This window comes from Microbulbifer pacificus (genome assembly GCF_033723955.1).
Classification (GTDB): domain Bacteria; phylum Pseudomonadota; class Gammaproteobacteria; order Pseudomonadales; family Cellvibrionaceae; genus Microbulbifer; species Microbulbifer pacificus.
On record NZ_CP137555.1, the window covers coordinates 275735 to 290123 of the forward strand.

Below are 14389 nucleotides of genomic sequence, written 5' to 3' on the forward strand. Positions count from 1 at the left end.
GTCTTAAAGCTTGCGCGGTGGCGGCGGATCACTGGATGGCTGCTTTCAGGACCGAGCTAGGCGCCCCCCTTCAATACATCCCTGTTTGCGACAGTCCTGAAAGCAGCCACCCAGCGCCCCACCTTCAATTCAAACTCCTGCAATCCAAAAGAATATGCGCTTACGAAGTCATTAACTTTGAATTGAAGGGAAAGTGCTGGGGATGGGTTTTCGAAAGCGTCGGCGACATGGACGTCGCCGACGCAGCGTACAGGGATGTATTCACAGCGGTTTCGAAAACCCATCCCCAGTGCTTTGCCGCTACCGCACCACCCTCAAAGCACGGAGGGATATGGCGCGATCGTATTAAAGCCCGCACTAAGACGAAGAATTCGCAAGAGCCCGGCCTTTCAAAAGGCCAAACAACACCGGAATATCACGGGAAAACATCAGATACAGGCACGGCACCAGCAACAGGGAAATGGTGGTAGCCGCAAGGATTCCGTAACCCAGGGAAATCGCCATCGGAATCATGAATTTCGCCTGTACCGAAGTTTCAAAAATCATCGGCATCAGACCACAGAAAGTAGTAACCGTGGTCAGGATAATCGGACGGAATCGGCGGGAAGCCGCGGCCTTGATGGCGTCGGTGATTGGCATGCCTTCCGCCCGCAACCGGTTACCGTACTCGATCATCACCAGCGTATCGTTGATAACAACCCCCGCCAGCGCCACCATCCCCAGAATACTCACCATACTGAGCCCGTAGCCCATCACCAGATGGCCCAGCAGAGCACCGATCACCCCGAATGGAATTGCCACCATCACCGTGAGCGGCTGGATGTAGCTCTTCAGAGGGATTGCCAGCAGGAAATACAAGATCGCCAGCGTCAGAGAAAACGTCACCGCCAGCGAAGAAAGCCCCTCCCGCTCTTGCGCCTGGCGCCCCTCATAGGAAATCGACAAGCCCGGATACTGCGCCCGCAACTGTGGCATCACACTCAGGTTTAACTCGTTGATCACCAGTGCCGCCTGATCTGCGGGGTCCACGTTGGCGGTTACCGTCATCACCCGCCGTCCCTCACGACGATTGATGGTCGCATAGGCGCGCCCCTGTTCGATCTGCACCAGATCCGGCAGTGGCAACCACAGGCCGTTGCCGGCACGGATCATGATGTTGTTGACATCATCCAGCGTCACCCGCTCCGCTTCCGGCAAGCGCACCATCACCTTCACCTGGTCCCGCCCGCGCTGCTGGCGGAAGGCTTCGGCCCCATACAGCGATGCGCGCAGCTGACGACCGATGTCCTCGGCGGTGAGGCCAAGGCTCTTGGCGGTGTCGGTGAGAGTGAGGTCCAGCTGGCGCTTGCCCTGGGAAACACCCGCATCGATATCCCCCACTGACGGGAAGCCTTTCAGGGCTTCCGCCAGCTGCGTTGCCGCCTGCTCGAGCAGATCCGTATCTGTATGCCGCAGCTCCACCGTCAACGCCGGCCCGGCACCGGGGCCGCCGCGATCACTGGCAAAGCTGGAGCTGAGAGACCCCGGCACCGGCCCCACCGCGCGGCGCCAGCGCATGACGAATTCGCCGGTAGAAATGGTGCGCTGATCACCCGGGGTGAGATAGACATCCACCTGTACCGAGTCGTTGCGAATCAATCCGCGCATGCCGATAAACACACCTTCGCGACCAGTTTCCTCCAGAATCTGGTCCGCCGCACTCATGATCTGCTTGCGCGCACGATCCAACTGGACCTCCGCGGTACCCGGCGGAAAGGTAACCTCCACACGACCGGAATCCCGCTCCACCTTCGGCATCAGGGTAAAGCCCATGCGCCCACTGGCTGCGTATCCCGTCATTACAATCAGGATTGCAATGGATATCGCGATCGTGATGTATCGGTGCCGCACGCACAGGTCCAGTGTCGGCTTGAAGCGTTTTTCCACAAAACGATCGAGGCTGCGCGCAATCATTTTCTGGCGAGCGGCGAAGCGACGCGCTGCACGGCTCTTGTGGCCGCGCTTCGAGTACGCCAGGTGCGCCGGCAGGATAAACAAGGCTTCCACCCAGGAGATCGCAAACACCGTCCCCACCACAAACGGGATCACACCGAAAATCTTGCCCATAAAACCGGGCAATTCGGTGAGCGGCAGAAACGCAACGATATTGGTGAGGATGGCAAACGTCAGCGGTACCGCTACCTGCCTTGCTCCGGCGATTGCGGCTTCGAAGTTGTTGTAGCCCTGCTGGCGCCACTCGTGAATGTTTTCACCTGCGATGATCGCATCATCCACCACGATACCGAGGGCGATGATGAATGCGAACATGCTCACCATATTGATGGAAATATCCATCGCCGGCAGGAACAGCAGCGCGCCCAGGAAACTGGTTGGAATACCCAGGGTTACCCAGAATGCGAGTCGCAATTCAAGAAATGCGCCGAGCACCACGAACACCAGCAACAGCCCGAGGAACCCGTTTTTCAGCAGCAGCGCCAGGCGCTCCTTGAAAATCTCCGAGTCGTCGTCGCGCACACTGACATGAATGCCCGGCGGCAGGTTTTCGCGCAGTTCCGCCAGTACCTCATGGGTGGCATCACTGACGCTCATCGGTGTCTGGTCGCCGATGCGGAACACATTGATGCCCGCTGCCGGCTCGCCGTTGAACACCATGTTGCGCGGTTCGTCCACCAGCGCGTCGCGAATGGTGGCAACGTCCCGCAGGCGTACGGTACCGCCACCTTCACTGCGGGCCACGGCGATATCGCCGAACTGGCGCGCCCAGTCCTTGCGCTCGGTCACCCGCACCAGGATCTCACCCGATTCGGATTTCACCCCGCCTGCCGGCACATCCACCGCGGCATTGCGCACCAGCTGCGCGATATCCGGCAGCGACAGGTTATAGCGGCGCAGGTCGTCGCGGTCGACCTCGATCGCAATTTCGTAATCCTTGACCCCGTAAGCCTCGACCTGGGTGATGTCGGGATGAGCTTCCAGCTTGTCATACACCTGCATGACGAATTCCCGCAGGGTACGCTCGTCCATGTTGCCGTAGATGACCACATCGAGCACATCCCGCTTACGCTCCGCCAGGCTGACCTGTGGGCGCTCGATATCAGACGGGAAAGTACTTACCCGATCGATCGCGGCCTGAACATCCTGGAACACCTTGTTGCCATCGGCATCTTCATCGAGTTCCAGGGTAAGACTTGCACTGCCCTCACCCGCGCTGCCGCGCAGCTCCTTGACACCTTCAAGCCCGGTGATTGCCTGCTCTGCGGGCACCAGCACACCGCGCTCCACCTCTTCCGGGCTGGCGCCGGGATAGGAAATATTCACCGTCACCATATCGAGGCTGAATTCGGGGAAGACCTCCTTCTTGATGGCAAAGGAGAAAAACAAGCCGCCGATCAGCAGCACCAGCATCAACAGGTTGGCGGTGACATGGTTGTGCGTCATCCACGCGATCGGGCCGTGTTTGGTATCCACGGGAGGGCGATGGCGCTTATCGCTGAATTGATGGTTACTGCTCATCCGCGTTCACCGTCAGTGCCCGCCCTGCGGCTTTTTTCACCCGGTTCCGGCAATTCCGGTGGGGGGCTATTTTTGCCCGGGCCAGCGGGTGCTGGTTTTGTCGCCTCAGGGCGCGACGGTCGCGCGTCCCCGGAACTGCGTGCCTCATCCACGGTGCGAACCGGCATGCTTTCGGTCACACTGGTGAGACGTGTGGTCACCAGCGTTTCCCCACCGTTCAGGCCACTGGCGAGAATCGCAGACTCGTTGTCGAAGTGGGAAACCGCTACCGGCTGGATATGAATTTTCCCGTCCTGCACCACCCACACCTGATTGCCATCCTGCAACGCGGTCAGCGGAATACGGACCTGCTGACCTTCGGCGCGACCGGTGATTTCCACCCGCGCAAGATCGTTCAGCAGAAGCTGCGGATTGGCTGGGTTTTCAATGCCCAGCGGATCGTCGAGTTCCACCAGCACGCGCGCCAACCGGCCCTGCTCTTCCAACACCGGGATCACCCGCACAAAACGCCCCTCGCGGTATACACCCTGCGGCCACTGGCTGCCGCGAATGCGCACCATAGCCTTCGGCGTATTCAATTGCGGCAGCTGGCTCGCCGGCACCTCCACCTCAATCTGGAAACGGTCCGCGCCCGCCAGGGTGTACATCACCGTGCCGGGGGCGACACGATCGCCGATATCCACACTGCGGGAGACCAGTAACGCATTGAACGGTGCGGCAAGGCTGGTGAGCCGCAAATCGCGCTCCGCCAGTTTGAGCTGGGCCTGCGCGGAATCGACGCGGGCGCGTGCGGCGGCCAGCTGCGGTTCGCGCAGCACCAGCGACCGGTCTGCGTCCGGCAGCGTGTCGCCCAACAAGTCAAACTCTTCCTGCGCGACCTGGCGCTGGCCCTGCTCCTGCTGCAGTTCCGCGCGGCGCTCGGCCAGGGTACTGCGTGCGGTCTGCAGTGCGAGCTGGTAGGGCTCCTGCTCGATGCGCAGCAGGACTTCACCTTTATTCAGGGTGGAACCGGGGCCGAGATCGTAATTCAGCCATTCCACCCGACCATCCACCTGCGGCTGCAATTCCACCAGCTCCCGCGCCGTCACTTTTCCAAGCGCGCGGATAGTGAGCGGGAATTGCCCGTACTCGGCGCTGGCGACATCGACCGTCAGTGGCGGTGCCTTGCGCTCGCCCCGCTGCATGGTCGGTTTCTCCCGCAGCAGCCAGTTGGACATCAGCGATGCCAGCACGATCAGCAGCACCGGAACGGCAATACTCCAGTTGATCTTTTTCAGTAACGCATGCTGTGCCATTAATTATTCTCCACCCGGTAAACTTCCAGCTCTACCGCCGAGGGCTCAGGCAGATCGACTGCCGGCAGTCCCCCAGAAAGCGCACGGTACAGTGTTACCCGGTTCTCCAGCAGTTCGCGGCGCGCCGTCAGCAGCTGCCGCTCAAGTGATTGTTGATTGTTGGTCGCCGACAGCACGTTGAGAAAATCCACTGTGCCACGGCCATAGGCCCGCCGCTGGCGCACAGTAATCTGGTCCGCCAGTTGCGATCGTGTTTCGAGATGCTGCAGACGCTCGCGAATGGCCTGTTCATTGATCAGCGCCTGCTCCACTTCCGACAGCGACTGCATTACCACGGTGCGAAACGCCGCCCAGCGCTCCTGTTCCACCGCTCGCTGTTGGCGCTCCGCAGCGGCGAGGTTGCCACCGTCGAAGATCACCCCGTCTAGCGCGGCGCTGAAATTCAGCAGCCAGTCCTCGGTGATATCCGCAAGCGAGCGGCCGCCGCCACTGAAAAACAGGCTGAGAGTCAGTGCCGGCAGGCGCTCTGCCCAGGCTTGATCCGCCAGATAGTGCCCCTGCAGCAGTTCGCGCTGAGCGCGGCGCACATCCGGCCGGCGCAACAGCAGTTCCGAAGGCAAGCCGGTAGCGGGCAGTACCGGCAGGGCCGGCAACGATTCACCCCGCTGCACAAAAGCCGGCAGTCCTTCACTGCTGGTGCCGAGAAGCGCCGCCAGCTGAGTCAGAAGAATCTGCGTATCCGCACGGCTTTGATCCAGTTCCTGCAGCGACTGCTGCACCAGTTGCCGCTGCTGCAAAACGTCCGCGGCGGCACCCACACCGCCGCCAAAGCGCAGCTCCAGTGCGCGCAGGGTTTTGCGGTTGATCTCCAGCTGCTGCTCCAGCAACTGCTGCTGCCCCCTCGATTCCTGTAGTTGCAGCCACAGGCCACTCACTTCCGCCACCAGGGTGAGCGCCGCGATCTGCAGGTTATCTTCCTGAGCCAGGCGTCCGGCCTCCGCCGCACGCGCGCCACTGCGCACCCGCCCCCAGAGATCGACCTCATAGCCGGCGGCGAGACTCCCGCTCCAGCTATTGCCCTCGTTCTCGCCACCGGAAAAATCAAAGCCGTCGGCAGAAGAGCGCCGCTGTTCGGTGTTGTCCAGGGATCCGGTGAGCCGCGGCCAGAATCCGCTGCGAGCCTGCGCGGCCACCGCATCCGCCTGCTGCAGGCGCCAGTAGGTAGCCTGCAGATCGGGGTTGGCGGCAAGGGCAATGCTCACCAGCTGGTCGAGTTCGCTGTCGCCAAAGCTCTGCCACCAGCGCTGATCCTGGGCAAGTGAGCCGGATGCGGTAAACTGCCCCGGCAGTCCAAGGGTCTGTTGCGGCAGGTCTGGTGGCAGCGACTGCGTGCTGCATCCCGCCAGGGACAGTGCGCACGCAATCCCCCCGCATACGGCCAATTTCGGCAAAATGCCCATAGTTTTAATTCGATATAACTGCATTTTTCTCATTATCGAAATTTCACCGGGAGCGCCAACACGTTTTACGTTTGTTTACCTGCCGGCCGAAAAGTACCCACCGCTGAAAAAGCGGTGATTCGCACCCACAAAAAAGTGATCACATTCTCGATGTCGTCGACCATGTCGGTTATGATGACCCGGTATTCAAGCGGCTTCGATGTCCCCACCCACGGGACGGTGGCAGTTTGCCACCGCGCAAGGTGAGGAGTCGCCGGCCATTTGCCTAAGATTGCAAGAAGAGAGATGGGCTGCCGGAAATTCACGGTGAACGCCCGAAATCCGAAAACAACCAAACCGCACGGACCCGAACCATGAGTAAGAATCAGCCTTTGGCGCACTGGGACGACATTCTCCTGCTGGATCGACAGCTGAGCGATGAAGAACGCATGATCCGCGACACCGCCCGCGAATACTGCCAGTCAAAACTGATGCCGCGGGTGCTTGAAGCCAACCGCCACGAGATTTTCCACCGCGAAATCATGAATGAGATGGGTGAACTGGGCCTGCTGGGCTCCACCATCGAGGGTTACGGCTGTGCCGGCCTCAACTATGTGTCTTACGGCCTGGTGGCTCGGGAGGTTGAGCGCGTGGACTCCGGCTACCGCTCCGCCATGAGCGTGCAGTCGAGCCTCGTCATGCACCCCATTTATGCCTACGGTAGCGAGGCCCAGAAAGAAAAATACCTGCCCAAGCTTGCCACCGGCGAGTGGGTTGGCTGCTTTGGCCTCACCGAACCGGATGCCGGTTCCGACCCCGCCGGCATGAAGACCCGCGCGAAAAAGGTCGATGGCGGCTATCGCCTCACTGGCGCCAAGATGTGGATCACCAACAGCCCCATCGCCGATGTCTTTGTGGTGTGGGCGAAGGACGACGAAGGCGATATCCGCGGCTTCGTGCTGGAGAAAGGCATGGAAGGCCTGAGCGCGCCGAAAATCGAAGGCAAGTTCTCCCTGCGCGCCTCCATCACCGGTGAAATCGTGATGGATAACGTCTTCGTCCCCGAAGACAACCGTTTCCCGGACATCAAGGGCCTGGGTGGCCCCTTCGGCTGCCTGAACCGCGCCCGCTACGGCATTTCCTGGGGTGCCCTGGGGGCTGCCGAATTCTGCTGGCATGCCGCGCGCCAGTATGGCCTCGACCGCAAGCAGTTCGACAAGCCGCTGGCCCAGACTCAGCTGTTCCAGAAAAAGCTCGCGGATATGCAGACCGAAATTGCTCTGGGCCTGCAGGGCTCACTGCGCGTCGGCCGTTTGATGGACGAACAGAAATCCAGCTTTGACCCGACGATGATTTCCCTGGTGAAACGCAACAACTGCGGCAAGGCCCTGGACATCGCCCGCGTCGCCCGCGACATGCACGGCGGCAACGGTATCTCCGACGAATTCCACGTGATCCGCCACGCGATGAACCTGGAAGCGGTGAATACCTACGAGGGAACCCACGATGTGCACGCCTTGATTCTTGGGCGAGCGCAGACCGGGCTGCAGGCGTTTTTCTGAGAACCTGTACCGAAGACCTCTACGACTCCATAATCCTCTGTTAGAGGTGGCAGCTCACAAATTGTACCCGGTGGCGGAGGCGCTACCGGGTACAGCCTTGTGAGACACGCCGTGAACCCATCCATGGGGGCTCTTCCGCGAGGTGGCCCGGCCGCTGCATGTATTCGCGGCGCCTTCGGCCCCTCTCGCGGAAGGTCTCACAAGGCTGTACCCGGCATCACCTCCTTCTCCCCCTAATTCCGCTGCCAATAACAGCGAATTTAGAACCTAGAATTTCTTTGCGGGCCGGAGTCCATGGAACAACTGCTTTACTGGTGCGACCTGATCGGCATCGTCGTTTTCGCCTTTACCGGCGTACTGGCCGCCGGCCATAAGCAGATGGACCTGTTCGGCGCGGTGGTGCTCGCCTGTGTGACCGCCGTCGGTGGCGGCACCACCCGCGACATGATCCTGAACGTGCCGGTATTCTGGCTCGCCGACAGCTACTACCTGTGGATTGCCGTCGCCACCGGTGTCATCAGCTTCTACCTCATCCGCTACCTGCAGGTCCCCATGCGCCTGTTGATGATCGCCGACGCCGCCGGACTGGCCGTGTTTGTGGTAATCGGTACCCAGAAAGTACTCGACCTCGGCCACTCCCCCGCCATCGCCATCGTTATGGGCGTGATAACCGGCACCTTTGGCGGTCTGATCCGGGACATACTGTGCGGTGACATCCCCCTGCTGCTGCGACGTGAAATTTATGCCACCGCGGCCTTGAGTGGCGCCACCGCTCTGGTGATACTGGACGACATCGAAGTGCTGCCCGGCAAGGCCGTGGTGGCGATTGCGGTGCTGGTTACCCTGTGCATCCGCCTTGCGGCGCTGCGCTGGAACCTGTCAGCACCCATTGCCCGTATCGGTCCGAAACCCGGCGTTTAGGCCCAGACACCCTGTAGTCAGGGAATAATCCGCCCGCGTAACCCCGGCACTGCCTGACCGGCGATCCATCAATCCAGATTTTCCAGATTATGTCCGCACGTTTCTCCCCCGCCACCCTGCTTCTCTCTTTGACCCTGCTGCTTGCGGCCGGCTGTGCGCCGGAAGAACAGGCGCAGGTGGCAAACCCAAACCGGCTGATTCCCAAACCCTGCTGGTTTGAGACCGAGAACAACTGGCCGACCACCCAGTGCTACATGATGGAAGTACCGGAGAACCATGCCAAACCCGCGGGACGCAAGATCCAGTTCCCGGTGGTGCGTTTCTTCGCCACTATCACCGATCCGGACAAGGAACCACTGCTCCACCTGGGGGCCGGCGGCCCGGGCGCCAGCATGGGGCTTGAGCCGGAAAACGCCAGCGACTGGCTGTGGGTCAACTATGCCGGCATGAGCATAGAAGACGGCCGCGACCTGATCGTTATCGACCCCCGCGGTACCGGCATGGCCACACCAAAACTCGCCTGCGACGAATTCGTCAAGGATGCCGACCTCGCCTTCACCCGCAACCTGAGCACCGATGAAGAGTCCCGGGTATTCACCTACAGCATGGAGCGCTGCTACAGCCGCCTGAGTGAAATAGCCGACCTCGCCCAGTACAACAGCGCCGCCGTCGCCAGGGATGTGGAGGCGCTGCGCCAGGCACTGGGGGTCCCCAAGCTGAATCTTTACGGTGTCTCTTACGCCAGCCGCTATGCCCTCACTTTCGCGCGGGATTTTCCCGACTCTGTGCGCGCGATGGTGCTGAACAGCGCCGTCTTCCCCAACATCATTTACACCCAGCAACTGCCGCAGGATGTCATCGCCGCCTATCAGCGCGGCATCGACTACTGCGGCAAAAATGCCGAGTGCAACAAGCGCTACCCGGACCTCAAACGCCGCCTGGAGGCACTGGTACAGCAGCTGGATGAATCACCGCTCACCGTGGACACCAGCAACATTCACCCCGGCAAACAATATCCCTTTGTGCTCAGCGGTCAGCGGCTGCTGCGGGTGCTGTTCCAAGCGCTGTACAACGAAAATTTCTATAAGGAATTGCCGGCGATCATTGAAGAACTGGAAGCCGAACAGGCAGAGCTGTTAAAGCCATCCATTGCCAGTTTTATGGGGCTGGTACTCGACCCCAACTTTGGCGACGCCGCCGGCATCAGCCACTTCTGTTACGAGGAGGCGCCGTTCGTGGACTTTGAGCTGGCCCGCCAGTCCGCCGCCACCAGCGGTATCCTCGGCGGCTCGGTGCGCTCGGACATCGACATGTTGCAGATCCAGTGCCGTATCTGGGCCATCCCCTCCGCCCCGCTAATGGAATCCCGTGCCATCAAAACTGAAATCCCGGCCTTGGTAATGCACGGTGCGCTGGACCCGGTGCTCTCCGCGGATGACGCCAATACCGCGCGCAAAAAACTCCCGAATCACCAGTGGCTACTGTTTCCCCAGCTGGCCCATGACGTGATCTCCGCGAGCGATTGCGCAGAACAGGCCGCAGCCTCCTTCCTCGATGCCCCCGATCAGTCGGTGGTGGAAACCGCAGCCAGCTGCCGCAGTGACGAGCTCGCGCGCCAGGCGGAGCTGGAACAAAAAATCGCCGAAATGGAAGCCGAGCGCGCGCGGGAGGAATCCCAGCCTGCTACCAAGGAAGGCGACCAATCGGCAAAGACAGATTCCGGGGTTTTGCCTGCAGAAAAAGAGCAGACAGAAAGCGAACCGCTCCGCCATCAGTCGCCGACAGGCAGCCGATATTCAGAAGCACACTGAGGCTGGACAAATTCATTGCTGCGGCTTAATTTGGCCCCACAACGACGATAAAAAGCAGTAGCTATGAACTATCAGGGTGTCATTGACGTTTCCGAACTGGTCGAATGCATTCGCCAGCAGAACCGGAATCCGGAGCAACCAAGCGGCGGCCAGCTGGTTATTCTCGACTGTCGCTACGATCTGGCGGATACCAGCGCCGGAGAAAACGCTTTCCTCGAAGGACATATTCCGGGTGCACGCTATGCCAGCCTGCACCGGGATCTGTCTGCACCCTGTGCCCGCTACGGCGGCCGCCACCCCTTCCCCCACGCCCACCAGTTTGCCGAATTCGCGCGCGCTGTTGGCATTTCCAGCGATACCCAGGTAGTGGTGTACGACGACCAGCGCTTCGCCTTTGCCGCGCGCGCCTGGTGGCTGCTGAAGCACTTCGGCCATCAGCGGGTTGCGATGCTAAACGGCGGCTTCCGCGCGTGGAAAAATGCGGGACAGGAAATAGTAGAAGGGGCTGCGGACACACCGAAAAGCGGCGATTTCACGGCCGCGGCAAACGCTGGCGAACTGCTGCACTACGAAGACATCTATTCACACCTGGACAATCTGCCCTGGCAATTAGTGGATGCCCGGGACTACAAGCGTTTCCAGGGGGTAGAAGAGCCGATCGATCCCATCGCCGGGCATATTCCAGGCGCCGTCAACAAGCCCTGGCAGGCCATTACCAACGACGAAGGTTTTCTCAGGCCCCTGGCGGAATTACGCGAACACTGGCAGAGCATCCCCGCGGACGATGAAATCGTGTGTTACTGCGGCTCGGGGGTGACGGCCTGTGTGAATCTCTTTTCCCTCAACCTGATCGGTCGCGAGGCCCGGCTCTACCCGGGCAGCTGGAGTGACTGGTGCGCGCATATCCTGTACCCGCGCACCGAATCGGCGAATGCCTGATCAGCGCAGCAGGCAGGCGCCGGTGCCGGCGAGACCACAGTAACCATCGGGGTTTTTCGCCAGATACTGTTGGTGGTCTTCTTCCGCGTAGAAAAATTCCGGCGCGGGGCAAATCTCGGTGGTAATGGCGCCAAAGTCTTTTTCCGCCAGCGCCTGCTGGAACACCGCTTCTGATTCGCGGGCCAAGGCCAGCTGCTCATCACCATAGGTGTAGATACAGGAGCGGTACTGGGTGCCCAGATCATTACCCTGGCGCATCCCCTGGGTCGGATCATGTTCTTCCCAGAAGTGGCGCAGCAGCTCCTCGTAACTCACCTTGGCAGGATCAAACACCACCAGCACGACTTCCGCATGGCCGGTGCCGCCGCTGCACACTTCGCGGTAATTCGGATTCGGGGTATGCCCGCCCGCATAACCAACGGCAGTGACGTAAACGCCGTCCACTTCCCAGAACAACCGCTCCACGCCCCAGAAGCAGCCCATACCGAAAACCGCCTGCTGCAAACCCTGCGGAAACGGAGGCTTCATCGGGTGGCCGGAAACAAAATGCACGCCGCTAATAGGCATGGCATCCGCACGCCCAGGCAGGGCTTCGGCGGCGGCCGGAATACTGGTTTTGTCGTAATGCATCGCGAACCTCAAAAATACTGTTGTGGGGACCACTGAAAAACGTAGCGAGCGAGCGGCTGGCGCTCCAGCACCGCCGGACGCCGCCAGGCGCTTGCGCAGTAGTTTTTCGGTAGTACCTTAGGCGCAGGCGTGCAGGATACAGCCCTTGGCTTTGATCGGGCGCTGAGTCTGCCACTCGAAATAACCGGCGTCGAGCTTTTCCACCGCCCGCTCGGCCAGCTGCCGGAAAGGTGGCCGCCCGGGATCAACCAGAACTATGCGGTCAACACCCGCACGCAGTGCGCGGCGTGTCAGATTGAAAAGCGGCGCTTCTAGCTTGTCCCAGAAGCAGATATCGGTTCCGATGACCGCGTCAAACTCCCTCAGGGCTTCCTCTGTCACTTTTTCATAGCGGCATTGCCAGGTCTGGATCTCCACACCGTTGAGTTCAGCGTGATACTGCGCAAACGGAAACACCGACGGGTCCGCGTCCAGTGAGGTCACCCTGGCATCAAAGGCCTTGGCACAGAAAATCCCACCCAGTCCCCAGCCACACCCGAGGTCCAGAACCCGCGCACCTTTAATCAATGGATTCTTCGTCAGGTAGTCCATGGTCAGGCAGGAGCTTTTCCAGAATTTATTGCCGTGCAGGCTCGCGTCCCCCGCTTCCCGCCGCAACCGGCGCATATCCGGGTGCGCGTTTTTACGCACGGTCAGGCCGAACATCTGTCGACTGAGAGAATTGTTGTCTGCCAACGCAGTCGCCTCCTCGGCGTCATCGATTTATAACTGTTAATTTGGCGCATCATAACGACATTTCAAGCCAACGCACCGGCGAATCTTGAATTCACTTCATCCGCGGAATATTCGACCAAAAAAATGCACTCACTGCCAATTATGTGCAGTGCATCGTTTTCCTCACCACCTGGCTACCCGTTGTTCTATTTTTGCAAGTGAAGAAAATTCTGTGCAGCAACGCTGCCCGACTTAATGCGACGCACGCAAGCAAGAGACCAGGGCATGAATAAAAATACCCGCCGGCAACTTCTGGCAGCGGCAATATTTGCGGCTACTTCCTCGGCCCATGCGGTACCCATTTACCAATCCAATCAGGTCACCCTGTATATGGAGGGGTATTTTACTGCACATATGGTAAACAGCTTTGGCGATACCCAGATGCAGGACGGCGCCTCACGCATTCGCATTGGCCTGCATGTGCCAGCCTACGATGAGTGGGATACCGGCTTCAACGTCGAATGGGGTATCAGGGCCATCAACTCCGGGCGCAATGTGGTGATCCAGGGTGACCAGCAGGTGGCGCCCGGCGACGAGAGGCAGTCACTCTACCTGCGCCAGGGACACGGATTTTTCAAACACCCCAAATGGGGTGAATTCTCCCTGGGCAAGCAGTGGGGTGTGTATTACGAAGTGACCTATATCACCGACTGGTACAACGTCTCCGGTGGTCTCGCCAGCGGCACCTATTCACTGGGGACGGACGGCGGTGTCACCGGTTCCGGTCGCGCCGACAGTGCAATCGCCTGGCGCAAGACCTGGGATTTTGAATCGGGCGAGTTCAAGATCGGCATGCAGTACGCCGCCCACGTGGCCGACCTGGAAATCAGCGTCGATGATATCGCAGGGCCCGACACTGTGCTGGAATGCCCACTGGGCGATTGTGAATACGGTATCAGCCACGGCATTGCCGCCATTTACCGGGCCAATGTCGGCAAGGGATTGTTTTTCGGCGCAGCCTATAACCGGGTCAAACTGGATATCGCCAGCCAGAACGGGCTCATCTTCGACACCTCCAGCGGCGAGCCAGTGCTGATCGACGACAGTTATGCCTTCAACGCCAGCAGCAACACCTGGACCACCGCGCTCGGCATCTACTACGGCGGAGAGGCGTATTCCAAGGGCTTTTACGGCGCGGTTGTACTACAGCGCTCGCAAAACAATGAACTCGCACCACAGGGCTCGGTGGAAGGGATAACCAACTTTTTCGATGCCAAGGGTGTGGAAACGTTCTTCAGTTACACCTGGGGTGCGGATAACTGTTACACAGCCTATGGCGGCAACAACTACCTGGTTTCCGATGATCCGGAATTCGATGCCGCCCTGGTGGTGGGTAATAAATACAAACTGTCCCAGCTCTATTTCGGTTTCCAGTACCGCTGGAATGAGCGGGTGCGGCTCTACTTCGAAAACGCCATCGATGGCAGCAATCAGGTAGCAGCACCGGTTAGCAGTAATTTCAGTGCCATCGGTTTTCGCGTCGACATCTGATACGCTTGCGGCCT

10 protein-coding genes are annotated in these 14389 nt (G+C 60.0%); 5 read left to right on the forward strand and 5 right to left on the reverse strand.

What is annotated here, in order from left to right:
- Positions 1-357: 357 nt before the first annotated feature.
- From R5R33_RS01145 to R5R33_RS01155, 3 genes are read right to left on the reverse strand one after another with little or no spacing between them, the layout of a single operon-like run.
- Positions 358-3513 carry an efflux RND transporter permease subunit gene (locus R5R33_RS01145; protein WP_318954248.1) on the reverse strand — a complete coding sequence of 1052 codons (3156 nt, stop codon included), beginning with the start codon at positions 3511-3513 and terminating at the stop codon, positions 358-360.
- Positions 3510-4808: an efflux RND transporter periplasmic adaptor subunit gene (locus tag R5R33_RS01150; RefSeq protein WP_318954249.1), complete on the reverse strand. Its 1299-nt coding sequence runs from the start codon at positions 4806-4808 to the stop codon at positions 3510-3512. The genes R5R33_RS01145 and R5R33_RS01150 overlap by 4 nt, the downstream gene beginning before the upstream one ends.
- Entirely contained in the window at positions 4808-6268 is a 1461-nt protein-coding gene (locus R5R33_RS01155) for a TolC family protein (RefSeq protein ID WP_318954250.1), read from the reverse strand. The genes R5R33_RS01150 and R5R33_RS01155 overlap by 1 nt, the downstream gene beginning before the upstream one ends.
- A gap of 353 nt (positions 6269-6621) precedes the next feature.
- Between R5R33_RS01155 and R5R33_RS01160 the strand changes: the two genes are divergently transcribed.
- From R5R33_RS01160 to R5R33_RS01175, 4 genes are all read left to right on the forward strand, one after another.
- The gene (locus tag R5R33_RS01160; protein WP_318954251.1) at positions 6622-7809 is read left to right on the forward strand and encodes an acyl-CoA dehydrogenase; all 1188 of its coding nucleotides are present in this window, start codon (positions 6622-6624) and stop codon (positions 7807-7809) included.
- A gap of 294 nt (positions 7810-8103) precedes the next feature.
- The gene (locus tag R5R33_RS01165) at positions 8104-8730 is read left to right on the forward strand and encodes a trimeric intracellular cation channel family protein (protein ID WP_318954252.1); all 627 of its coding nucleotides are present in this window, start codon (positions 8104-8106) and stop codon (positions 8728-8730) included.
- Between the two features lie 89 nt (positions 8731-8819).
- Complete coding sequence (locus R5R33_RS01170) at positions 8820-10541, forward strand: alpha/beta hydrolase (RefSeq protein WP_318954253.1); 1722 nt, start codon at positions 8820-8822, stop codon at positions 10539-10541.
- A gap of 63 nt (positions 10542-10604) precedes the next feature.
- A complete protein-coding gene (locus R5R33_RS01175) occupies positions 10605-11480 on the forward strand; it encodes a sulfurtransferase (protein ID WP_318954254.1) in 876 nt (291 codons plus the stop codon).
- Here R5R33_RS01175 and msrA read toward each other — a convergent pair whose 3' ends face one another.
- A complete protein-coding gene (gene msrA, locus R5R33_RS01180) occupies positions 11481-12110 on the reverse strand; it encodes a peptide-methionine (S)-S-oxide reductase MsrA (protein ID WP_318954255.1) in 630 nt (209 codons plus the stop codon). It lies immediately after the preceding gene.
- 117 nt (positions 12111-12227) lie between these two features.
- Positions 12228-12845 carry a class I SAM-dependent methyltransferase gene (locus R5R33_RS01185; RefSeq protein WP_318954256.1) on the reverse strand — a complete coding sequence of 206 codons (618 nt, stop codon included), beginning with the start codon at positions 12843-12845 and terminating at the stop codon, positions 12228-12230.
- Positions 12846-13109: 264 nt separating this feature from the next.
- On the opposite strand from R5R33_RS01185, the gene R5R33_RS01190 reads away from it, so the two are divergent.
- Positions 13110-14375 carry a porin gene (locus R5R33_RS01190; RefSeq protein ID WP_318954257.1) on the forward strand — a complete coding sequence of 422 codons (1266 nt, stop codon included), beginning with the start codon at positions 13110-13112 and terminating at the stop codon, positions 14373-14375.
- Positions 14376-14389 lie beyond the last annotated feature (14 nt).